General features: G+C 68.4%; 19 protein-coding genes. 11 read left to right on the top strand and 8 right to left on the bottom strand.

What is annotated here, in order from left to right:
• Positions 1–93: 93 nt before the first annotated feature.
• The 3 genes from pta to DK254_RS13450 are packed head-to-tail and all read right to left on the bottom strand — an operon-like array spanning position 94 to position 3,802.
• The gene (pta, locus tag DK254_RS13460) at positions 94–2,217 is read right to left on the bottom strand and encodes a phosphate acetyltransferase (RefSeq protein ID WP_109934171.1); all 2,124 of its coding nucleotides are present in this window, start codon (positions 2,215–2,217) and stop codon (positions 94–96) included.
• A 59-nt stretch (positions 2,218–2,276) separates the two neighbouring features.
• A complete protein-coding gene (locus DK254_RS13455) occupies positions 2,277–3,464 on the bottom strand; it encodes an acetate kinase (protein WP_109934170.1) in 1,188 nt (395 codons plus the stop codon).
• Positions 3,465–3,469: 5 nt separating this feature from the next.
• Positions 3,470–3,802, bottom strand: a complete 333-nt coding sequence (locus DK254_RS13450) for a DUF3565 domain-containing protein (protein WP_089389839.1) — start codon at positions 3,800–3,802, stop codon at positions 3,470–3,472.
• Between DK254_RS13450 and DK254_RS13445 the strand changes: the two genes are divergently transcribed.
• The 3 genes from DK254_RS13445 (at position 3,771) to DK254_RS13435 (ending at position 5,798) form a co-directional block, all read left to right on the top strand.
• Positions 3,771–4,256: a peptidylprolyl isomerase gene (locus DK254_RS13445; RefSeq protein WP_109934169.1), complete on the top strand. Its 486-nt coding sequence runs from the start codon at positions 3,771–3,773 to the stop codon at positions 4,254–4,256. The genes DK254_RS13450 and DK254_RS13445 overlap by 32 nt on opposite strands.
• Before the next feature lie 203 nt (positions 4,257–4,459).
• Positions 4,460–4,942, top strand: coding sequence for a glutathione peroxidase (locus DK254_RS13440; protein WP_089389632.1), 483 nt, complete (start codon positions 4,460–4,462; stop codon positions 4,940–4,942).
• Positions 4,943–5,057: 115 nt separating this feature from the next.
• Positions 5,058–5,798: a nitroreductase family protein gene (locus DK254_RS13435; RefSeq protein WP_109934168.1), complete on the top strand. Its 741-nt coding sequence runs from the start codon at positions 5,058–5,060 to the stop codon at positions 5,796–5,798.
• On the opposite strand, the gene DK254_RS13430 is transcribed toward DK254_RS13435, so the two are convergent.
• On the bottom strand, positions 5,795–6,187 hold the full coding sequence (locus tag DK254_RS13430) for a tautomerase family protein (RefSeq protein WP_109934167.1): 393 nt from the start codon (positions 6,185–6,187) through the stop codon (positions 5,795–5,797). The genes DK254_RS13435 and DK254_RS13430 overlap by 4 nt on opposite strands.
• Before the next feature lie 109 nt (positions 6,188–6,296).
• Here DK254_RS13430 and DK254_RS13425 point away from each other — a divergent pair, with 109 nt between their 5' ends.
• From DK254_RS13425 to DK254_RS13410, 4 genes are all read left to right on the top strand, one after another.
• Positions 6,297–7,187: a LysR substrate-binding domain-containing protein gene (locus DK254_RS13425; RefSeq protein WP_109934166.1), complete on the top strand. Its 891-nt coding sequence runs from the start codon at positions 6,297–6,299 to the stop codon at positions 7,185–7,187.
• Positions 7,188–7,261: 74 nt separating this feature from the next.
• On the top strand, positions 7,262–7,855 hold the full coding sequence (locus tag DK254_RS13420; RefSeq protein WP_109934165.1) for a TetR/AcrR family transcriptional regulator: 594 nt from the start codon (positions 7,262–7,264) through the stop codon (positions 7,853–7,855).
• Between the two features lie 58 nt (positions 7,856–7,913).
• On the top strand, positions 7,914–9,026 hold the full coding sequence (locus tag DK254_RS13415; RefSeq protein WP_109934164.1) for an NADH:flavin oxidoreductase: 1,113 nt from the start codon (positions 7,914–7,916) through the stop codon (positions 9,024–9,026).
• A 195-nt stretch (positions 9,027–9,221) separates the two neighbouring features.
• Positions 9,222–10,181 carry a DegV family protein gene (locus DK254_RS13410; protein ID WP_109934163.1) on the top strand — a complete coding sequence of 320 codons (960 nt, stop codon included), beginning with the start codon at positions 9,222–9,224 and terminating at the stop codon, positions 10,179–10,181.
• On the opposite strand, the gene DK254_RS13405 is transcribed toward DK254_RS13410, so the two are convergent.
• Positions 10,182–11,384, bottom strand: a complete 1,203-nt coding sequence (locus tag DK254_RS13405; RefSeq protein WP_109934162.1) for a glycosyltransferase family 1 protein — start codon at positions 11,382–11,384, stop codon at positions 10,182–10,184. It abuts the gene before it with no gap.
• A 175-nt stretch (positions 11,385–11,559) separates the two neighbouring features.
• On the opposite strand from DK254_RS13405, the gene acpA reads away from it, so the two are divergent.
• The 3 genes from acpA (at position 11,560) to DK254_RS13390 (ending at position 14,959) form a co-directional block, all read left to right on the top strand.
• Positions 11,560–13,254: an acid phosphatase gene (gene acpA / locus DK254_RS13400; protein WP_109934161.1), complete on the top strand. Its 1,695-nt coding sequence runs from the start codon at positions 11,560–11,562 to the stop codon at positions 13,252–13,254.
• A 164-nt stretch (positions 13,255–13,418) separates the two neighbouring features.
• The gene (locus DK254_RS13395; RefSeq protein WP_109934160.1) at positions 13,419–14,399 is read left to right on the top strand and encodes a hypothetical protein; all 981 of its coding nucleotides are present in this window, start codon (positions 13,419–13,421) and stop codon (positions 14,397–14,399) included.
• Positions 14,400–14,407: 8 nt separating this feature from the next.
• On the top strand, positions 14,408–14,959 hold the full coding sequence (locus tag DK254_RS13390; protein ID WP_256595863.1) for a hypothetical protein: 552 nt from the start codon (positions 14,408–14,410) through the stop codon (positions 14,957–14,959).
• A gap of 68 nt (positions 14,960–15,027) precedes the next feature.
• On the opposite strand, the gene DK254_RS13385 is transcribed toward DK254_RS13390, so the two are convergent.
• From DK254_RS13385 to DK254_RS13375, 3 genes are all read right to left on the bottom strand, one after another.
• Entirely contained in the window at positions 15,028–17,625 is a 2,598-nt protein-coding gene (locus DK254_RS13385) for an autotransporter outer membrane beta-barrel domain-containing protein (protein WP_109934159.1), read from the bottom strand.
• Between the two features lie 497 nt (positions 17,626–18,122).
• Positions 18,123–18,863 carry a sulfate transporter CysZ gene (gene cysZ, locus DK254_RS13380; RefSeq protein ID WP_109934158.1) on the bottom strand — a complete coding sequence of 247 codons (741 nt, stop codon included), beginning with the start codon at positions 18,861–18,863 and terminating at the stop codon, positions 18,123–18,125.
• 86 nt (positions 18,864–18,949) lie between these two features.
• The gene (locus tag DK254_RS13375) at positions 18,950–20,887 is read right to left on the bottom strand and encodes a diguanylate cyclase domain-containing protein (RefSeq protein WP_109934157.1); all 1,938 of its coding nucleotides are present in this window, start codon (positions 20,885–20,887) and stop codon (positions 18,950–18,952) included.
• 368 nt (positions 20,888–21,255) lie between these two features.
• Here DK254_RS13375 and trxB point away from each other — a divergent pair, with 368 nt between their 5' ends.
• Complete coding sequence (trxB, locus tag DK254_RS13370) at positions 21,256–22,203, top strand: thioredoxin-disulfide reductase (protein WP_109934156.1); 948 nt, start codon at positions 21,256–21,258, stop codon at positions 22,201–22,203.
• The last annotated feature ends 284 nt before the right edge of the window (positions 22,204–22,487 follow it).

Raw genomic sequence — 22,487 nt, 5'->3', positions numbered from 1 at the left:
CGGCGCGTGGTCGGGGTTCCGGCCCCGCTGTTGGCGGTGGCACCTTCCTGTGCCGGCGTTGGCCTGGGCCGCCCGCGGGCGGCCCTCCTGGTGTCAGGTCTGTTGCGTGTCGGCCTGGATCGCGGTGAGCGCGATGGTGTAGACGATGTCTTCCACCAGGGCACCGCGCGACAGGTCGTTCACCGGCTTGCGCAAGCCTTGCAGCATGGGGCCGATGCTGATGCAGTCGGCGCTGCGCTGCACCGCCTTGTAGGTGGTGTTCCCGGTGTTCAGGTCGGGGAACACGTACACGGTGGCGCGGCCGGCCACCGGGCTGTCGGGGGCCTTCTGGCGGCCGACGCCGGCGACGGCGGCGGCATCATACTGCAAGGGCCCGTCGATCAACAGATCGGGGCGTTTTTCCTGCGCGATGCGCGTCGCTTCCCGCACTTTCTCGACATCCGCGCCGGTTCCCGAGTCCCCCGTGGAGTAGCTGATCATCGCCACCCGCGGGGTGATGCCGAAGGCCTGCGCCGAGTCGGCACTCTGCAGGGCGATTTCCGCCAGGTCACTGGCCGAAGGGTCGGGATTCACCGCGCAGTCGCCGTAGACCACCACCTGGTCGGGCAGCAGCATGAAGAACACCGAGGACACCAGGTTGTAGCCGGGCGCGGTCTTGATCAGCTGCAGCGCCGGGCGGATGGTGTTGGCGGTGGTGTGGATGGCCCCGGAGACCAGGCCGTCCACCTCGTTCAGGGCGAGCATCATGGTGCCCAGCACCACGTTGTCCTCCAGCTGCTGCTCGGCCATGGGCGCGTTGAGGTTCTTGCCCTTGCGCAGCGCCACCATGGGTTCGACGTAGCGGCTGCGGACCCGGTCCGGGTCGATGACCTCGAGGTCCGCCGGCAGGGCGATGCCGAGCATCTGCGCCACCGCCTGCACGTCGTCGGGCTTGGCCAGCAACACGCAGCGGGCGATGCCGCGGGCATGGCAGATCACCGCCGCCTGCACGGTGCGCGGTTCGCTGCCCTCGGGCAGGACGATGCGCTTGCCGGCGTGGGCGGCGCGCTGGGTCAGCTGGTAGCGGAACACCGGCGGCGACAGGCGCGGCTCGTGGGGCGCGCCGCAGCGTTCGCGCAGCCATTCGAAGTCGATGTGCCCGGCGACGTACTCGGTGACGCGCTCGGCGCGCTCGCGGTCGTCGATGGGGATTTCCTTGTTCATCCGCGTGAGGTCGCCGGCGGTGTCGAAGGAGCCGGTGTTCACCGTCAGCACCGGCAGCCCGCTCTGCAGGGCGCTGCGGCACAGCTCCATGATCCGCGCGTCCGGGGCCAGGCCGCTGCACAGCAGCAGGCCGGCCAGGGGCACGCCGTTCATCGCCGCCAGGCATGCGGCGAGGATGATGTCGTCGCGGTCGCCCGGCACCACCACCAGCACGCCGGGCTTGAGCAGGTGCACGGTGTTCGGCGCCGAGGGCGCGCAGAGGATGATCTTCTGCACGCGGCGCTGCTCGTAGTCGCCGGCGTTGAGCACGCTGGCGTCGAGCAGGTCGGCCACGTCGCGGGTGCGCGGGGCGTTGAGGTCGTCCTGCCAGGGGATGCAGCCGAGCAGGCGGAACTCGCCGCCGCGCATCAGCGCCGAATGCTCGCTCAGGCGCGAGGCGAAGCGCTGGGCGGCGGCCTCGCCTTCCAGCGGGCGGCCTTCGCCGTCGACGTCGCGGACCTTGTTGAGGATCACCCCGAGCAGTTTCGGGTCGTGGGCGCCGCCGAACAGCTGGGCCTGGATCTCCAGGCGGTCGCACAGCTCGTTGAGCGTCTCGTTCTCCGGCGCCGAGACCAGGATCACCTCGGCGTCGGTGCTCTTGGCCAGGTGGAAGTTGATGCGCGCGGCGTAGCTGACGTGGCGGGTGGGGACCATGCCCTCGATGATCATCACGTCCTGGCCCTCGGCGGCGGCCCGGTACTCGTGGATGATGCCTTCGAGCAGGTCGTCCAGCAGGCCGTCGCCGAGCATCCGCTCGACCTTGCCCAGGGGCAGCGGGGTGGGTGGCTTGAGGCCGTGGGTGCGGGCCACCAGCTCGCTGGAGCGTTCCGGGCCGTCGTCGCCGGGCTGCGGCTGGGCGATGGGTTTGTAGAAGCCGACCTTCAGGCCGGCGCGCTGCAGGGCGCGGATCAGGCCCAGGCTGATGGACGTGAGGCCCACGCCGAAGCCGGTGGGGGCGATGAAGAAGGTATGCATCCGGGCTCCTTAAGCCGTTCGGTTTCGCTGCGGCCCTTGTGGGGCCGGAGAAGCAATCTTCAGCCGAGCACGGCCAGGGTGTCGAGGGCGATCTGGCGTTCCTCGTTGGTCGGGATCACCAGCACCCGCGGGTGGCCCTGCGCGTGGATCGGCCCCTCGACGCCGCGCACGCAGCGGGCGTTGGCCTCGCCGTCGAGCTGCAGGTTCATCACGTGCAGGTGCTGCACCGTGAGGTTGCGCACCAGGGGCGAGTTCTCGCCGATGCCGCCGGTGAAGATCAGCCCGTCCAGGCGCGGCAGGGCGCAGCTCATGGCCGCCAGGGACTTGGCCAGGCGGTAGCAGAACACCTCGATGGCCAGGGCCGCGTTGGCGTGGCCCTGCTCGCGGGCGTGCTCCAGGGTGCGCATGTCGTTGGACAGCCCCGACAGGCCGAGCAGGCCGCTGTCGTGGTTGAGCATGTGGTCGATCTTCTCCAGGCTCCAGCCCAGGGTGCGCGCCAGGTGGCTGTGCAGGTTGGGGTCGACGTCGCCGCTGCGGGTGCCCATCACCAGGCCTTCCAGCGGCGTCAGGCCCATGCTGGTGTCGCGGCTCTGGCCCTCGGCGATGGCGCAGGTGGAGCTGCCGTTGCCCAGGTGCGCGCAGATCCAGTAGCTGTCGCCCAGGGCCAGGCCGCTGATCTCGGCGGCGCGGTGGCTGACGTAGCGGTGGCTGGTGCCGTGGAAGCCGTAGCGGCGCACGTGCTGCTCGCGGTACAGCGGCTCCGGCAGGGCGTAGCGGTAGGCGCGCGGCGGCAGGCTCTGGTGGAAGGCGGTGTCGAACACGGCGACGTGGGGCAGCCGTGGATAAAGCGCCATGGCCGCCTCGATGCCCAGCAGGTTGGCCGGGTTGTGCAGCGGCGCCAGGGGCACGGTGTCGCGGATCGCCTGGAGCACCTCGGCGTCGATCCGACAGGCCTGGGTGAAGCGCTCGCCGCCGTGCACCACGCGGTGGCCGATGGCGTGCAGCGGGCCCTTCACGGCCTGCTCCACCAGCGGCAGCAGGCGCGCCAGGGCCGCTTCGTGGCCGGCGCCGTCGCCCAGCTCCAGGCTGTCGCGCTGGCCGCCGCGGACCCAGCCGAGCACCGCCCCGGGCTCGCCCAGGCGCTCGGCCAGGCCGTGGAGGACGAAGCCCTCGCGGTCCTCGCTGGCCAGGGCGAACTTGATCGAGGAACTGCCGCAGTTGATTACCAGGATGTTGCGTGCCGCCATGCTTGTCAGTCCTTGTCGGGGTGGGATGCCCGCGCGCACCAGCCGCAGGCGAAGGGCCGGCCGAGCAGCGCCGCGCGCGCCTCGGCGTCCAGCACCCAGGGGCGCGACTGCCAGGGCGGCTGGTGGCGCAGGTGCTGGGTATGGCCGCAGGACAACACTGCCACCCAGTGGCCGTCCTCGTCCTGATGGAAGTCAAGCAGGCGCGGCGGCTCGCGCACGGGCCATCCGTCCGCCTTCGGGTCGCTTTCATCCCCGGCCCGGCGTAAACTTGCCCGCTCAACTTCTTTTTCCGAAAGGTTCTTCCCCATGCAGATCGCAGCCAACAAGGCGGTTTCCATCGACTATACCCTGACCAACGACGCAGGTGAGGTCATCGACAGTTCCGCCGGCGGCGCTCCGCTGGTTTACCTGCATGGTGCCGGCAACATCATTTCCGGCCTGGAGAAGGCCCTGGAAGGCAAGCAGGTCGGTGACGAGCTGGACGTCGCCATCGAGCCGGGCGAAGCCTACGGCGAATACAGCGCCGAGCTGGTCGCCACCCTGAGCCGCGAGATGTTCGAAGGCGTCGACGAGCTGCAGGTCGGCATGCAGTTCCACGCTTCGGCGCCGGACGGCGGCATGCAGATCGTCACCATCCGCGACATCGACGGCGACGACGTGACCGTCGACGGCAACCACCCGCTGGCCGGCCAGCGCCTGAACTTCAAGGTCAAGGTGGTCAACGTGCGCGACGCTTCCGCCGAGGAAGTCGCCCACGGCCACATCCATGGCGAAGGCGGCCACCACCACTGAGGTGTTTCGTCGGGCCGATTGATGGCCCGGTGACACCCGGTCGGAGCTGCTAAGCTTGTACCCGTGAAAGGCGCCTGAGGGCGCCTTTCGCATGCACGGATGCTGGGCCTTTTTCCCGAACCGACTGGGATGCGCTGCGTGGACGACTTGTCCGGCCGGGCGCACGGCACTTCGTGTGCCTATTTCATTCAAGGAGTACTCCAATGAGCGCTTTTCACGATCTGACTCTGCGTGGCCTGGACGGCCAGGATCTGCCGCTCTCCCCATTGAAGGGCAAGGTGGTGCTGGTGGTGAACGTCGCCTCCAGGTGTGGTCTGACCCCGCAGTACGCCGGGCTGGAGAAGCTCTACCAGCAATACCGCGACCGCGGCTTCGTGGTCCTGGGCCTGCCCTGCAACCAGTTCGCCGGCCAGGAACCGGGCAGCGAGACGGAAATCCAGTCGTTCTGCTCGCTGAACTACGGCGTCAGCTTCCCGATGTCGGCCAAGCTCGAGGTCAACGGCTCCGAGCGCCATCCGCTGTACCGCCTGCTGGCGGGCGAGGGCGCCGAGTTCCCCGGCGACATCACCTGGAACTTCGAGAAGTTCCTGCTCGCCCCCGACGGCCGCGTGCTGGCCCGCTTCAGCCCGCGCACCACGCCGGACGACCCGGCCCTGGTGCAGGCCATCGAGAAGGCCCTGGGCTGAGCCCGCGCCCCGGCAGGTGAGGGCGCTTGCGCCAATCCTGCCGGCATTTCTCTCCTACGCCTGTGCGCGGCGCCGCTGGCCGGGTTTAATCCCCGGACCGACCGAGGACGCCGCCATGACCCGATTCGTCGCCGAAACCCCTGACCTTGCCTGCGGGCCGGCCGCCCTGCGCCAGCTCATCGAGCAGCGCCGCTCGGTGCGCCGCTTCACCGACGAGCCGGTGCCGGACGCGGTGCTGCGCGACTGCCTGGAACTGGCAACCCTCGCGCCCAACTCCTGCAACCTGCAGCCCTGGAGCTTCCAGGTGATCCGCGAGCCGGCGCTGCGCCAGCGCCTGCACGAGGTCTGCCTGAACCAGAACGCCGCGCGCACCGCGCCGGTGCTGATCGCCGTGCTGGCGCGCCCGGACACCTGGCGCGAGGCCTGCCGCCAGGTGGTCGAGCAGTGGCCGGAGCCGCAGGTGCCGGAACAGGTGCGCAAGTTCTACGCGAAAGCCGCGCCCTTCCAGTACGACCAGGGTGCCTTCGGCCTGCGCGGCCTGTTCAAGCGTTGCCTGGTGCGCCTGGCCGGCCTGCGCCGACCATTGATGCGCACGCCCAACAGCCATGGGCAGATGCGCCTGTGGGCGGTGAAATCCACGGCCCTGGCGGCGCAGAACCTGATGCTCGCGGTGCAGAGCCACGGCTACGCCAGCTGCCCCATGGAGGGCTTCGACGAGGTGCGCCTGCGCCGCGTACTGGACATCCCGCCGCGGGCCGTGCCGATCATGCTGCTGGCGGTGGGCCGGGCCAGCGAGCGCGGGGTGTACAACCCGCGCCTGCGCTTCCCGCTGGAGCAGCACGTCAGCTGGCACTAGCCCGGCTGGGCGCCGATGCCCATGCGTCCGCCGCCGAACGACCAGTCCTCGCTGGCGCTGGTGCTGACCTGCACCATCACGTCCTCGGTGGCGATGCCGGGGCTTTCCCCGAGCAACTGCACCAGGCGCCGGTAGAACGCCTGCTTGGTCTGCGCATCGCGCGGCCGCCCGGCGGTGATGGCGATCAGCACGAAGCCGTCCGAGCGCGGGCCGCCCAGATAGTCGCGGTCGAAGAACAGCTCCCAGGGCTCGTGCTGGTGGATCATCTGGAAGCGGTCGTTGGCCGGCACGTCGAAGGCTTCGTGCATGGCGCGGTAGACGTTGTCCGACAGCTGGCGCAGGTACTCGGGCGACTTGCCCTTGAGCAGGGAGATGCGGGCGTAGGGCATGGTTCGGGTCTCCGGTGAGGTGGCTTGACGGGGTCAGAGTAGCGCGGCATTTTTGTTCGTAAAATCGGGAAATATTTCACCGATAATTCGATAAAGCAGGATGGTTGCCATGGCCCGGGTGAACTTCGATCTGGACGTGCTGCGCACCTTCGTCGCCGGCGTCGAGCTGGGCAGCTTCGCCCGCGCCGCCGAGCGCCTGGGGCGCTCCACCTCGGCGGTGAGCGCGCAACTGAAGAAGCTGGAAGAGCAGGCCGGCACCCCGGTGCTGCGCCGCAAGGGCCGCGGCATGGCGCTGACCGACGCCGGCGAGACGCTGCTGGCCTATGCCCGCCGCCTGCTGGAGCTGAACGACGAGGCCGCCGGCGCGCTGCGTGGCGCCAGCCTCGAAGGGCGGGTGCGCCTGGGCCTGCAGGAGGACTTCGGCGAGACGCTGCTGCCGGCGGTGCTCGGCCGCTTCGCCCGCGCCCACCCGAAGGTGCGCATCGAAGTGCGCACCGCGCGCAACCAGGAGCTGATCCGTGGCGTGCGCAACGGCGAACTGGACCTCGCCCTGGCCTGGGACGCCGGCGAGCGCACGCCCCACCAGGAAACCCTGGGCGCCGTGCCGCAATGCTGGATCGGCGCCATCGGCGCGCCCGCGCCGGACCTCGGCCAGCCGCTGCCGCTGGCGGTGCTGGAGGCGCCCTGCCTGCTGCGCAGCGCCGCCACCGCGGCCCTCGACCGCGCCGGCATCGCCTGGCGCGTGGCCTTCACCAGCGCCGGGCTGTCCGGCATCTGGGCGGCGGTGGCCGCCGGGCTCGGCATCGGCCTGCGCACGCCGCTGGGCCTGCCGCCCAACGTCGAGCGCCTGGATGACGCGCGCAGCGGCCTGCCGCAACTGCCCCCGCTGGGCCTGTGCCTGCACCATGGCGAGGCCGATCCCGAGCCGGTGGCTGCGCGCCTGGCGGAACTGCTGCGCGGCGGGGTGGCGGAAACCCTGCAAGGCCTAGGTGAACGCTGACGGATTTCTGAAGGACGATCACCGCCATCAATAGTGCTGGGCAGGGCGAGACGACCGGTCATATCCTGCGCCCCATGAACACCAGCATCCGACTCGACAAGCGCGACCTCATCCTGGCCAAGGGCTCGGCGGTCATGACCCGCTGCGGCTACCACGGCACCGGGGTGCAGGACATCGTCCAGGCCGCGGGCATCCCCAAGGGTTCCTTCTACCACTACTTCGACAGCAAGGAAGACTTCGCCCTGCAGGCCCTGGAGCAGATCTACGGCCCGCGCCTGCAGCGCTACGCCGAGGCCCTGGGCAACCCGGCGCTGGGCCCGCGGGCGCGCATCCTCGACTACTACGCCGAGCTGATGGCGCACTTCGCCCGCCAGGAAAAGGCCGAGTACCACTGCTTCATCGGCAGCCTGAGCTTCGAGATGGCCGAACTGTCGCCGGCCATCGGCGCCAAGGTCGACGCCATCCTCCAGCGCGGCGCCGACATCCTCCGCGACTGCCTGGTCCAGGCGCAGCGCGTAGGCGAGCTGGCGGCGGACGAGGACTGCGAGAACCTCGCCGCCTTCATCGCCAACGCCTGGCAGGGCGTGCTGGGGCGGCTGAAGACCAGCGGCTCGCTGCAACCCATGGAAGCCTTCATCGCCCGCCTGGAGCGGGTGCTGGCGGCCTGAACATCGTGCAACCCACTGACGGGACGCCCGGCCACCCGGCCGCCCCTGGAGAACCTTCGTGAGCGCATCCGTAGAGAGCCTGTTCGAACCCTTCCGCCTCGGCAACCTGGAGCTGCCGAGCCGCGTGGTCATGGCCCCGATGACCCGCAACTTCAGCCCGGGCGGCGTGCCCCACGCCCAGGTGGTGGAGTACTACCGCCGCCGCGCCGCCGCCGGCGTCGGCCTGATCGTCACCGAAGGCACCACCGTCGGCCACAAGGCCGCCAACGGCTACCCGAACGTGCCGCGCTTCTACGGCGAGGACGCCCTGGCCGGCTGGAAGCAGGTGGTCGACGCGGTGCACGCCGAAGGCGGCAAGATCGTCCCTCAGCTGTGGCACGTCGGTTCCGTGCGCCGCCTGGGCGTGGAGCCGGACGCCAGCGTCCCCGGCTACGGCCCCAGCGGCAAGGTGAAGGACGGCCAGGAGCTGGTCCACGAGATGACCAAAGAGGACATCCAGGAAGTCATCGCCGCCTTCGCCCAGGCCGCCCGCGACGCCAAGGCCATCGGCATGGACGGCGTGGAGATCCACGGCGCCCACGGCTACCTGATCGACCAGTTCTTCTGGGACGGCAGCAACAAGCGCACCGACGAATACGGCGGCAGCCTGGCCAACCGTTCGCGCTTGGCCATCGAGCTGATCCGCGCCGTGCGCGAGGCGGTGGGCCCGGACTACCCGATCATCTTCCGTTTCTCGCAGTGGAAGCAGCAGGACTACAGCGCGCGCCTGGTGCAGACCCCGGAAGAACTGGCGGCCTTCCTCAAGCCGCTGTCGGACGCCGGCGTGGACATCTTCCACTGCTCGACCCGCCGCTTCTGGATTCCCGAGTTCGAAGGCTCGGATCTCAACCTGGCCGGCTGGACGCGCCAGCTCACCGGCAAGCCGACCATCACCGTGGGCAACGTCGGCCTGGACGGCAGCGAGTTCCTCGCCTTCTTCGGCAAGACCGACGAAGTGGCCCAGCCCTCGGGCATCGAAGGCCTGCTGGAGCGCCTGGGCAAGCAGGAGTTCGACCTGGTGGCGGTGGGCCGCGCGCTGCTGGTGGACCCGGACTGGGCGCTGAAGGTGCGCGACGGCCGCCTGGCCGACATCAAGCCGTTCAGCCGCAATGCGCTGATGTCCCTGGCCTGATCGCCACGGATCGACGAAACCGCCCGGGGACATCCCCGGGCGGTTTCTTTCGTCAGATTCCTAAGGGCATTTCTGCCGTATTTACAAATCTTTTCCGAAGCAGGCCTTCCGATCTGCTGACTTGAATGTCGGAAACGGGCATTGTAGGGCCGCCAACACAACAATAGGCCGGCACACGGCCAAAGGAGCTAAGCCATGCGGATTGGCCTGGTGGTGGATGCGACCTGCGACCTGCCCCCCGAATTCCTTGCCGCTAACAATATCCGCGTACTGCCCATCGGCATCCGGCTGGGCCAGCGCCGGATCATCGATGACCGCGACCCCGAGACCACCCTGCGCTTCTATTCCGAGGACCTGCCCAAGGTCGCCCCGGAGGACGGCAGCGAGCCGCTGACCGCCGCGGAAACCCAGGCCTGGTTCCTCGAACAGTTGGTCACCGACTTCGACTACGTCATCTGCCTGACCGTCAGCAGCGCGCGCAGCCCGATCTTCGACAATGCCACCCAGGCCTCCTTCGGCCTGCTGCAGAACTACCGCGAGCGCCGCGCCGCCGCCGGCATCAACGGCCCCTTCGCGCTGCGCGTGGTGGACAGCCAGACGGTGTTCGCCGGCCTGGCGGTGCTGGCTGCCGAAGGCGCGCGCCTGCTCGGCGAGGACCAGCACCCCAACGCCATCCGCACGCGCCTGGAGCAGCTGAGCCAGCAGATGAACACCTTCCTGGTCGCCAACGACCTGGGCCACGTGCGTCGCCGCGGCTTCCAGAAGGGCGACCGCAGCAGCATCGGCGACCGCCTGCGCGGCGCCTTCCTCGGCATCGGCTCGATGCTCGACATGAAGCCGGTGCTGAGCCTGGTGCAGGGCGAGGACAAGCCGGTGTCGGTGTCGCCGAACTACGAGAAATCCGCCGAGCGCCTGCTCAACTTCGCCCGCGCGCGGGTGGAGGCCGGCGAGCTGCTGGCCCCCCACGTCGGCCTGAGCTACGCCGGCGACCCATCGGCGCTGCGCGACCTGCCGGGCTTCGAGGCGCTGGAGAAGGCTTGCGGCGAACGCGGCATCGCCATGCACCTGGGCATGCTCAGCCCGACCGGGGGCATCAACCTCGGCTCCGGGGCCATGAGCCTGTCCTTCGCCGCCGAGCCCAAGCCCTTCGCCTGATCACTTGCGCACGGTATCGGCGCCCAGCGCGCCGGTGCCGTCGGCCGTCGCCGGCAGCGGCTGGCGGACGGCCTCCAGCAGGTAGCCCTCGAAGCGTTCGACGATGCCGCGCCATTCCAGGCGCCCGGCGTGCTGGCGGGCGTTCAGGCGCACCCGGCGCAGGTGCTCGCGGTCTTCCAGCAGCCAGCTGGCGGCATCGATGAAGGCGGCCTCGTCGCCGGGAATCGCCAGGGCACCGTCGTGCCCGTGGCGAATGTGCTGGGCCGCGGCGGCCTGGTCGTAGGCGACCACCGCCAGGCCCGAGGCCAGGGCCTCCAGGACCACGTTGCCGAAGGTCTCGGAGAGGCTGGGGAAGAGGAACAGGTCGCCGCTGGCGTAGTGCCGGGCCAGCTCCTCGCCGCGCTGCAGGCCGCAGAACACCGCCCCGGGCAATTCACGGGTAAGCTGCGCGCGCTGCGGGCCATCGCCGACTATCACCAGGCGCAGATTCAGTTGCGGATGGGCTGCCCGCAGTTGATTGAAAGCACGGCCGAGCAGGCCGAGGTTCTTCTCCGCGGCCAGGCGGCCGACGTGCAGCACGGCGATGTCCTGTTCGCCCAGGCCCCACTCGCGGCGCAAGGCGTCGTCGCGGCGGCCGGGCTGGAACAGCTGGCCGTCCACGCCGCGCGCCAGCTGGGCGAGGTGGGCGAAGCCGCGGCGTTCCAGCTCCAGCGCCTGGCTGGCGCTGGGCACCAGGGTGCGCAGGGTGCGGTTGTGGAACCAGCGCAGGTAGGCGGTTACCAGGCGCGTCAGCGGGCCCAGGCCGTAGTGCGCGCCGTACTGCTGGAAATTGGTGTGGAAGCCGCTCAGGGCGGGGATCCGCAGGCGCCTGGCGGCGCGCAGGGCGGCCAGCCCGAGCGGGCCTTCGGTGGCGATGTAGAGCACGTCCGGGCGCAGCCGCCGCCAGTGCCGTAGCAGCTTGTGCAGGCACGACTGGCCCCATTGCAGGCCGGGGTAGCCGGGCAGCGGCCAGCCGCGGGTGAGCAGCAGCTCGTCGTCGCTGTGGCGGCCGTCGTCGACGCTCTGCCGCGGGCGCACCACCTGCACCCGGTGGCCGAGCTGCAGCAGCCCGGCGGCGAGGCGCCCGAGGGTGTTGGCCACACCGTTGATCTCCGGCGGGAAGGTTTCGCTGATCAGCGCGATGCGCAGGGGAGTCGTGCTCATGAACGGCAGTCTCCGCCCGGCCGGTGTAGCGGGTGTGACGCCTGGATTGCGGAAATGTGACGGGCGATTCGGGCGTTTCCCGCAAGGTTTTGGGAAAGGCCTGTCATAGAGCCTTCGCCTGGCTGTCACACGGGGCTGCTAGAGTGCCGCGATTTCCGATAACAGGGAGCCGTCGATGAGCGACAAGCGCGATCAGAATCCCGGGCAGGACCTTGCCCAGCCACTGGCGGACGCCGGCCGCCGCCGCTTCCTCGGCGGCGCCGCGGCTCTGGGGGCCGGGGCGGCGCTGGCCGGCCTGGTGGGCGAGGGCACGGCCCGGGCCGCCGAGGCCGTGCGCGAGTTGAGCGGCGCCGAGCTGGACCGGGCGCTGCGCGAGCAGGTGAAGACCGTCGTGGTGATCTACGCCGAGAACCGCAGCTTCAACAACCTGTTCGGCGACTTCCCCGGCGTGGAGAAACCGCTGTCGTCGCTGCAGCCGGCCGACTACCGGCAGCGCGATCGCGACGGCAGCCTGCTGGACCAGCTGCCGCCGGTGTACGGCGGCGTGCTGCAGGTCGGCCAGAGCCTGGAAGGGGTGAGCTACGCCGAGGGCGTGCAGTACCAGGAGAACCTGGCCAACGCGCCCTTCGCGCTCAAGGGCCCGCAGGGCGAGGACCTGCCCCTGGGCCTGGTGACCCGCGACCTCTGGCACGTGTTCTACCAGAACCAGATGCAGATCAACGGCGGGCGCAACGACATGTTCGTCGCCTGGGCCGACTCCGGCGCGCTGCCCATGGGCTACTACGCGCAGAGCCCCTACAGCCTGCGCCTGTGGGACCTGGCCCGGGACTTCGTGCTGTGCGACAACTTCTTCCAGGGCGCCTTCGGCGGTTCCTTCCTCAACCACCAGTACCTGGTGGCGGCCACCCCACCGGTGTACCCGGACGTGCAAGACTCGCCGGCCCGCACGCAGATCGCCCAACTGATGAGCGACGATCCCGCCGACCCGCGCCTGCAACCCCTGGAGGATTCGCCGGCCAGCGTCAGCGGCGGTGCCCCGAAGTTCGGCCCCAGCGCCCTGACCCCCGACGGCTACGGCGTCAACACCATGCTCCCGCCGTTCTGGCCGACCGTGCAGCGCGACCCCCAGCGCCCGGACTACGCGCTGCCCGGCCAGCCCAACGTGATGGTGCCGCAGCGCCACGAGCACATCGGCGACAAGCTGAGCAAGAAGGGCGTCGACTGGGCCTGGTACGCCGGCGCCTGGGAAGCCACCCTGGAGCAGTACAGGAACTCCGCCGGCATCCCGAAGATCCCCAACTTCCAGTACCACCACCAGCCGTTCAACTACTTCGTCCAGCAGGGCCCGGAACACCCCGGGGAACGCGCGAAGCGCCTGCGCGACGGCGGCCTGGGCGACGACCCGTCGAGCAACCGCTTCTTCGCCGACGCCCTCGCCGGCACGCTGCCGGCGGTGACCTTCTACAAGCCCCAGGGCAACCTCAACATGCACGCCGGCTACGCCGACGTGGCCAGCGGCGACCGCCACATCGTGCGCGCGGTGAAGCACCTGATGGAAAGCCCGCAATGGCCGAACATGGTGATCGTCATCAGCGTGGACGAGAACGGCGGCTGGTGGGACCACGTGGCGCCGCCCCAGGGCGACCGCTGGGGCCCCGGCTCGCGCATTCCGGCGCTGGTGGTGTCGCCCTTCGCGCGCCACGGCACGGTGGACCACAGTGTCTACGACACCGGCTCCATCCTGCGCCTGATCACCCGGGTGTTCGACCTGGAGAAGCTCGACGGCCTGAAACTGCGCGACGACGCCATGCGCGCCCGCGGCCAGCAGCCCATGGGCGACCTGACCGCGGCACTGCGTTTCAGCGCATGAAGAAAGAGCGCCCCGGTACGCGCCGGGGCCGATGCCGCATTTAGCGCAAAACCCTACAGTCCAGCAGGAAACGCCCGGCAGCCGATGCCCGGCACCAGCGAGTAATTCGTTGTGCTTCCCCCACCCGCCGAACGGGGAAGGCCGAATCACCCGCTGGAGCACCCATGGGGCTGACCACCGCTCAACTGGACGAGCTGGGGCGTTCGCTGGACGCCAACCACCGCGAACTCCTGTTCCTCACCGTCGAACAGGCCAACCAACTGGCCCGCGATCATGCGACCAGTCATTTGCCCCCGGTCGGGGCGCCTGGCTTGTGCCAAGCCAACGGGCCGTTCGATGGCTCAGGGGCCTATCTTGACAGCCCGTTTCATTCGTTCGCGAGCACCCCCTGGGGCGTCCCGGTTGCGCTGGGTTCATTCGACACGGTGAACTTCGTCCGGCTGGTACGGGACCTCGGAGGCCTCAATACTCGGATCAGATATACGTTCTACCAAGGCAGGCAGTACGTCGTCCTGTCCGGTTACCCGGGGCTGCGCCGGATACTGACCGGCACGCGCTATTCCGTCGACAATGCCAAGCTGGTCCAGATGGGCGTAGGACGTTACGGCATTCGCGGCAGCTCCCTCAGTGGCTTCAGGCTTTCCTGCTACGTGGCAGTGGGTCTGGAGGTCCTTGAGTGGTACTTCAACGACCAGTTGAGCATGTTGGATTTGCTTGGTGGCGTTGGCATCGAGTTGGTCAAGGCGGGGATCGCTTCGGCGGTTGGGTATGCGGTTGCTACAGGTATTAGTGTGATGTTTGGATTTGCTGTCCTTCCTGTGTTGGTTGGGGCATTAGTGGTATTTGGTGTTGGTGTCGGGTTGAATTTACTGGACCAACGCTATGGTATTAAACAGCGTGTGAGAGACTCTCTCCATTTCGCGGTGGACAATGCCTCCTCGCTTACAGCTCGATTCGAGGCGTTGGATGTAAACAACGTCAGAACTTATGCCGAACGTGCTGTCGGTGAAGTGATCGATGCTGCTGTGGACCAAGCGGTCGATGAGGCCAGGAACTGGTTGCTTAAACGCGTACCACCTGGTTTGGTGCCCGAGGTGCCTTTTCGGACGCGTATCTTGGAAAACCTCAAGCTACCAAAGCTCTAATCCAGCCCATGAGATTCAATGAAGACGCGGTGACTCCCATTTCTGAACGATGGCTACGCCCTATCGGCTTCGCTCTGATATTGGTTGGGCTGGCAATAATTGTCGGGAGCTTGCTGATATGCATTGAAATGTTGTTTCCGATCTATCTTCGCCTCTGGCGACAGGCTCCCATAGTCGAAACGGTCTATCCGGCCTTCTTCATGATTGCTGGGCTGCTATTGGGCCCCGTGACCTTACTTGGTGGTTTCCACGGGCTGCTATTTGGAAAACCTCTAACCTCGCGAAGTCCGGTCTGGTTCAAGATCGCGTTATGGCTGTTCAAGGTTGGTGCCGTATTGATGATAGTGGTAGGGCCTGCATTGGCGATTGGTACCACTGCTGCACTTGCCGCCATGGACTACCAAACCTGCAGCCAACTACGCAGGTCCGGTTCTGGCTGGCAGGTCTTCTGGGTGAAGAACGACGGTTTCTGCTTCCGTCCGGACAGCTATATCGAGGACAACTGGCCCTGCAAGGATATGGACGGCAAGACCTACTGCCTCAGGGCGGATGGGTTGTAGCGGCCGGCATCCAGTCCCCTGGGGGATGCCGGAAGGGCAGGGCGAGCCCTGCCCCTGTACCCGCCGGCTCAGAAGTTGACCTTCAGGCCCAGGGTGAAGGCCTGGTCGCGGTAGCCGTTGTCGCCGTGCTGGCGGGCCACTTCGCCCCAGACGTTGACCCGGCTGTTGAGCTTGCTGGTGGCGCCCAGCTTGACCTCCAGGATGTCGTTGGCGCCGTCCATGTCGAAGCGGGTGTTGCCCATCTTCGCGCCGAAGTCGTCGGAGTTGTGGATCCAGTTGGCCTCCAGGTAGGGCTCGACGCCATAGGTGCCGGCGAAGCCCTGCGCGTCATTGCTGCGCAGTGCGGCGCGGGCGCCCAGGCGGGTCATGAGGTTGCCGTCGCCGCGCCCGGTGACGCGGGTGCCGTTGGCCTCGCGGTGGCTGTCGGCCTTGACGCCCATGTAGACCACCTGCGCCTGGGGCTGCACGTACACGCTGGCCTTCTCGGTGCGGGCCACGCGGAAGGTCTTGCCGGCCTCGACGGAGGCGGTGATGCCGTCGGAGTCGTAGTGCTCCTTGGCCAGTTGTTCGCCATGCACCTCGTTGTCGAAGCGGTTGTACAGCACCCAGGTGTCGACATAGGCGCCGTTCTCGTCGTCGCGGTCCTCGTACCAGGTTCCGTAGAGGCCGAGGCTGTAGCCATCGATCTCGCCCTTGGCGCTGTAGCCGGTGATCCGCGAGCGGCTGGTGGAGTTGCCGTTGGCGTAGCCGCCCAGTACCCCGAGCACCCAGTCGCCCTTGTCGTTGCTGTAGCGCAGCAGGTCGCTGCCGAGCTGGATGACGTAGCGGTTGCTTTCGGTCTTCAGCTGGCCGGTGCTGTCGTTCCAGCGGCTGGCGCCGTCGACGCTGCGCAGCCACAGCATCGAGGTCCTGGCCTCGCCGGTGTCCGGATCGACGTAGGTCAGGTTGCCGGTGCGGTCGTGCAGGCGGTGCAGGAACAGGGTGTTGGCAGCAGCCAGGTTGGCGGTGTAGGCGCCGCCCTCCGGCTGGCGGATGCGGTCCCCGTCGCTGGGCGGGGCCGGCGGTACCGGGGGCTCCGGGATGGGCGGAATGTCGGGATCGGGCCCCGGTTCCGGCTGCGGTTCAGGTTCGGGCTCGGGTTCCGGTTCGGGATCGACGGTGGGCTTGTAGGAGGTCAGGTACCAGTCCTTATCCGAGCCGGTGGAGCCGACGAAGGTGCCGCCACGACGCAGCAGGTATTCGTAGCCGCCCTCGGTCACCCGGTCGGACTGGAACTCGCCGGCGGACAAGCCGGCCACCTCGATCATGCGGATGCCCTCGATGGTCTGCTCGCCCGTGCCGGTGGTGTTGTTCACCGTCACCCGGGTGTCGCCGGAGGTGTCGCCATTGACCACCAGGCGGTCGGTGGCCGAGTTGTCGTCGCCCAGGTGGGTGTTCATCACCAGGCGCCCGCCGCCGGTGAAGTCGCCGTCCACGGTCAGGGTCTTGTACTGGTAGTCGCTCGCGTCCCCCTGGCGCAGGTAGGCCAGGGTGGCGCCGCTACCCAGGTTCAGCGAGCTGAGGTTGGAGTCGGCGCTCAGGTCCCAGCGGCTGGCGCCCTCGATGGCCAGGTGGATCTCCCCGGCGCTGGCGGTGGCGGTGCTGCCGTTGAAGTAGGAGCCGGCGGCCATCTTCAGGTCGATGACGCCGCCCTGGTCGGCGAGCAGCCTGGCCCCCAGGCGACCGTCTTGGTCGCTGGCCGCGCTGCTGTCGAGGTGGTAGATGGCGGCCTGGCCGCTGTTGATCCGCGAGCCGGCGCCGCTGGCGTAGAGGGCCCGGTTGCCGTCGGTCACGCTGACGCGGGTGTCGCCGTCGAGGTTGACCACGCCGCCACGGGGGCCATTGGCATCGCTGAGTGTCTGGGCGTAGATGCCGTAGGCGTTGTTCTTCTCGGTGGCGATGCTGGTGTCGCCCAGGTTGATCACCCCGCCACGGTTGGCATAGACGGCATGGGCCGCGTTGCCCTTGGTGAGGATCACGCTGCCGTCGCCCAGGGTGACTTCGGCGTCACCCTTGTAGCTGCTCGCGCTCAGGTCACGGTTACCGGCGTACACGGCGTAGCCGGTGCCGTCGAGCCAGTTGGAGGCGCCGCCATGGGTGGTGACGTGCGCATCCTTGCCGATCACGATCTGGTTCTTGCCGCCGTTCTTCGAGGTGTTGGCGCGCACGCCCATGCCCGTGCCTTCGGCGGTGACGGAGGCCCCGTCGCCGATGGTGACCGTCGAGTTGATCGCGTTCTCGGTGACATTGATGCCGTCCGCCGAGGAGCCCCTGGTGACGATGGTCAGCGAGTCGGCGCGGATGTTGTTGGTGCCGATGTTGGCCTGGATGGCGTCCGCGGTGGAGCCGGTGGTGGTGATCAGCAGGTTCTTCAGGTTGTAGGTCGAGCTGTTGCCGTAGATGCCGAAGCCGGCCAGGCCGGAGCTGCCGCCGGTGGAGCCGTTGGCGGTGGTGTTGATCACGACGTTGTCGTAGCCGGCGGGGTTGCCGAAGTACAAGGGCACGTCGCAGGTCAGGGTGCTGCTGGCGACATCGCCGGTGCAGCCGGCGTTGGCCCCCTGCATGGGCAATGACAGGGCCGCGGCCAAGGCGACGTGAAGCGCCAGGGCTGTCTTCTGGAATCGCATGGTTCACCTCCTTGCACCGCCGCTTCGCGGAAGGGCGGGGCTTGAGCCAACGCGCGTCAGGGCACGAGGAGAAGGAATGCGGCAGCTGCGGGCTGCCGATGCCGATCCGCCAGCGTTGGACGATGGGGCCTGGGTTTGCCAGGCAGGCTGGGTGCGCAGCTGTGCCGCGCCACCACGAGGCTTCTGGTGAGGCGGTGGTGTGGGAATATTCTTTGGAGCGAGGAGGAAAAAACCGATTGATATAAGTCAGCCGATTTTTTTGACCGTCCGGCTTGAAACCCGTCTTTTCGAAATTCTTTGATGAGGGGCAGTTTTATGGCGCCAGAAAAGCGTCGAGCACGAACGGAACGCGAAAGCGGCTGCGAATAAGTTGCGATTCAGCGCAAGGCGGCGCCACGAGGAGGGGAAGAAGTGGCAGGCATGGGCTGGGGAGGAAGGGGCATCCCGCAACGGGGGGCGCCGCTGCGGGATGAGAAGGGAAGGGCGATGCGCCCGGGTTATTTGACCAGCGCCTTCTCCCCCTCCTCGCGCACCCAGAACAGCACCGCGCCGGCCACGGCGGCGGGCATGGCGACCAGGTTGACCACCGGGATCAGCAGCGCGAGGTAGGTGATGCCGCCGAAGCCCATGCAGGCCCAGCGCTTGCTACGTAGCCAGGCGAGCATCTCGTTCCAGCCCAGCTTGTGGTTGTCCGCCGGGTAGTCGATGTACTGCACGGCCATCATCCACACGCCGAACACCAGCCACAGCGGGGTGGCGATGATGTTCAGGCCGGGGATCAGGCTGAGGACGAACAGGGCGATGGCCCGTGGCAGGAAGTAGCCGAGCTTGCGCAGTTCGCGGGCGACGGTGCGGGGCACCATGGCGGCCAGTTCGGCCCAGTTGAAGGCCGGGAAGTCGTCCTGGCCGCGCACCACCACCTCGACCTTCTCGGCGAGGAAGCCGTTGAACGGCGAGGCGATCAGGTTGGCCACCAGGGTGAAGCTGAAGAACAGGATCAGCAGCACCAGCAGGACGAACAGCGGCCAGAGGATGTACTGGAGGAAGTCCAGCCACTGCGGCAGGCTGGGCATCAGCCAGTCGACCCAGTGGCTGAACTGGTTCACCGCGAAGCCGATCAGGCCGACGAACAGCAGCAGGTTGACCGTCAGGGGCAGCAGCACGAACAGGCGCAGCCCCGGGCGCATCATGAGTTTCAGGCCTTCGCCGAGGTATTGCGGGCCGCTCAGGGTGGACATGGAGCATCTCCGTAGGAAACCAGCTTGCGACCTTAGCAGGGCCGGCGCACGCTCGCGAGCCGTCTGTTTTGCCGGTTGTGTGGGGTTCAGGCGCGGTAGCGGCTGTAGTGGTTGCGCTGTTGCTTGGCGCGATACATGGCGCTGTCGGCGGCGTGGATCAGGCCTTCGGCGTCGCCGGCGTCGGCCGGGTAGAGGGCGATGCCGATGCTGGCGGAGAGGAACTCCAGGCGCTGCTCGCCGGCGTGGTAGTCCTGGTTGAGGCTGGCCAGCAGGCGCCCGGCCAGGCGCTCGGCGCTGTCGCAGTCCACGCCTTCTAGGACCACCGCGAACTCGTCGCCGCCCAGGCGGAAGGCCATGTCCGGCTGGCGCAGGTTGCCGCGCAGGCGCTCGCCCACGGCGACCAGCACGGCGTCGCCGGCGGCGTGGCCGAAGCGGTCGTTGACCGGCTTGAAGTGGTCCAGGTCGACGTACAGCAGGGCCACGCTGGTGCCTTGCGCGCAGCGCTGCAGGGCCAGGGGCAACTGTTCGCCGAAGGCCTTGCGGTTGCCCAGGCCGGTCAGCGCGTCGCGGTAGGCGAGGTCCAGCAGGCGCTGCTGGTAGGCGACCTGCAGGCTGATGTCGCGGAGGATGCCGCGGAAGCCGCGGAACTGCCCCTGGGCGTCGGTGATCGGCGAGACCTTCGTCTCGAAGATCACGCGCTGGCCGTCGCGGCGCTTGAAGGGCGCGGCGAAGGTGGTTTCCTGCTCGCCGTCGCGCACCTGCTGGTAGAGGCCGCGGGCGCGCGCCACGTCCTGTTCGTCGAGCAGTTCCCGGTAGGAGTGGCCTTCCACTTCCTCGGCCGTGTAGCCGAGCAGGCGGCAGAAGGCGGCATTTACCGTGAGCACCAAGCCGTCGCCGTCCATCTCGAAGTAGCCGTCGCGGATGCTGTCGAGAATGGCGCGGTCGCGGGCCTCGCTGCGCTCCAGGCGTTCGAGCATCTGGTTGACTTCGCAGGCCAGTTGGCCGACTTCGTCGCGGCCCATGTCGGCCAGCCGGGCGGGGCCGGTGTCGGCGCCGATGTTCGCCACCCCGCGGTTGAGCCGCTGCACGCGGCGGATCACCCAGATCTCCAGGACCAGGTAGGCCAGCAGCAGGGCGGTGAGGCTGATCAGCAAGGTCATGCCGAGGAACAGGCGGATGGCCTCCTGGCCCTGCTGGTAGGCGACCCGCGACTTGCCGATGGCCAGGCTGAACTGCGGCGTGTCGGTGGCGTCCAGGAACAGCAGGGTGACCTGCTGGGTATCGGCGTCGAGCACCCGCCGCGGGCTCAGCAGGGTGCCGCCGTTGCGCCCCGGCAGGTGCAGGGTCCGCCAGCCGTCGCCGGGCGTCACCCCGGGTTGCACCTGCAGGCGCGCGTCCATCTGCTCCTGCAGGGCGCGCATGTGGCGCTGGTCGAGCAGGTAGCCGGCGACGATGGCGCCGACCGGCTCGGCGCGGCCCAGGTTGTCGCTGATCGGCTGGCTGAGCAGCAGCAGCGGGGTGCCGTCCACCAGCAGCCATTGCGCCAGGCTGCGCGACGGATCGCCCTGCAGGTCCAGCACGCCCAGTTCCAGGGCGCGGCGCAGCAGGTCCTGGCGCAGTCGCTCGGGGCTGGGCGCGCCGGCTATCGCCTGGGGCGCGGCGAGCCGTGCCTCGTCCCAGCGCTGGGTGACCACGCGGCCCCGGCGGTCGAGGTAGAGCGCGAAGTCGAAGCCCAGGTTGCCGAGCATGTCGATGTCCAGGTTCTCCCGCACGAACCCCGGCGTGGGGTGCGAGACGAAGCCGTAGCTGGCGTCCCACCAGGCATAGCTGCGCAGCAGGTCCAGGTGGCGCTGCTTCTCGAAGGCCAGGCGGTTGTCGAGCACGCGCACCTCGTCGTACAGGCGCTGGCGGTCGTCGCGGTCGAAGCGTTCGAGCAGGATGTGCTCGGACAGCAGCCAGATGCCCAGCAGGCTGAGGGCCAGCAGCGGCAGGAACAGCAGGAGCAGTCGTTTTCTCAGGGTCATGCCGGGCGCGCAGGTGGGAGAGGGGACGAATACTGAGTCTAGTTGGCCTGCCGCGGGGGATAGCCGGCCTCTATCGGGGGCATTGAGATTGGGCATTTCGTTCGCGGCGCGGCGGGCCTTACGCTGCGCGGCAATCCCCAGTCGCGAACGGATCGGCCGGCGAAGCGGAATGTCCCTGACTTATCTCAAAGTGACTTTGGGAAACGTCTGACAGACTTCAGGTCGTGGGTGACTCCACGGCAGCGCCGCTCGCTCCTGACGGCCCTGCCTTCCTCGCGATCTGTGCGTTCTGTGGGAGCTGCCGCGCCTCCCAACCTTCCCCCAGGTACCTTGGCAGCTCCCTTTTCTTGTTCGACGAGGAGTCAGCCATGCCTGAAGTTCGTCATGCCCGCGTCATCATCCTGGGTTCCGGCCCTGCCGGTTACTCGGCCGCCGTCTATGCCGCCCGTGCCAACCTCAAGCCGCTGCTGATCACCGGCCTGCAGGCCGGCGGCCAGCTGACCACTACCACCGAGGTGGACAACTGGCCCGGCGACCCCCATGGCCTCACCGGCCCTGCGCTGATGCAGCGCATGCAGGAGCACGCCGAGCGCTTCGAGACCGAGATCGTCTTCGACCACATCAACGCCGTGGACCTGGCCGGCAAGCCCCTGGTGCTCAAGGGCGACAGCGGCACCTACACGGCCGACGCGCTGATCATCGCCACCGGCGCCAGCGCCCGCTACCTGGGCCTGCCTTCGGAAGCGGCGTTCATGGGCAAGGGCGTTTCCGCCTGCGCCACCTGCGACGGCTTCTTCTACCGCAACCGCGAAGTGGCGGTGGTCGGTGGCGGCAACACGGCGGTGGAGGAGGCGCTGTACCTGGCCAACATCGCCAGCAAGGTGACCCTGGTGCACCGCCGCGAGACCTTCCGCGCCGAGAAGATCCTGCAGGACAAGCTGCGCGCCCGCATCGCCGAGGGCAGGATCGAGCTGAAGCTCAATGCCCAGGTGGAGGAAGTGCTGGGCGACGACATGGGCGTCACCGGCGTGCGCCTGCGCCATAACGACGGCGGCACCGAGGAACTGACGGTGGACGGCCTGTTCGTGGCCATCGGGCATACCCCGAACACCTCGCTGTTCGAGAACCAGCTGCAACTGAAGGACGGCTACCTGGTAGTCAATGGCGGCCGCGACGGCAACGCCACCGCCACCAGCACCCCCGGCGTGTTCGCCGCCGGCGACGTGGCCGACCACGTCTATCGCCAGGCCATCACCTCGGCCGGCGCCGGCTGCATGGCGGCGCTGGACGTGGAGCGCTACCTGGATTCGCTGTAACGGCCCCAAGAGCCGGCGTGCAGGAAGAAGCCCCGCTGGTCGGGGCTTTTTCCTTTTTGACGGGGGCGCCGTGGCAGCCGTCCAGCCTGATCGCGGACGGAGTCCGCTCCTACGACCGTGCTTCCTGGAACCGTAGGAGCGGACTCTGTCCGCGATCATCCGTCGTTGAAAACGGCGGATAACGCCGTAGGCGTTATGCGCCCTACACATTGCCATTCCCGCCATGCGGAAACCCCAGGGTTCGCGAGCAAGCTCGCTCCTACGAAGAGCAGTGCCGCTCTTGA

The sequence above is a fragment of the Pseudomonas sp. RW407 genome (genome assembly GCF_003176655.1).
GTDB lineage: Bacteria > Pseudomonadota > Gammaproteobacteria > Pseudomonadales > Pseudomonadaceae > Pseudomonas > Pseudomonas delhiensis.
This window is presented reverse-complemented; position numbering and strand designations above follow the sequence as displayed.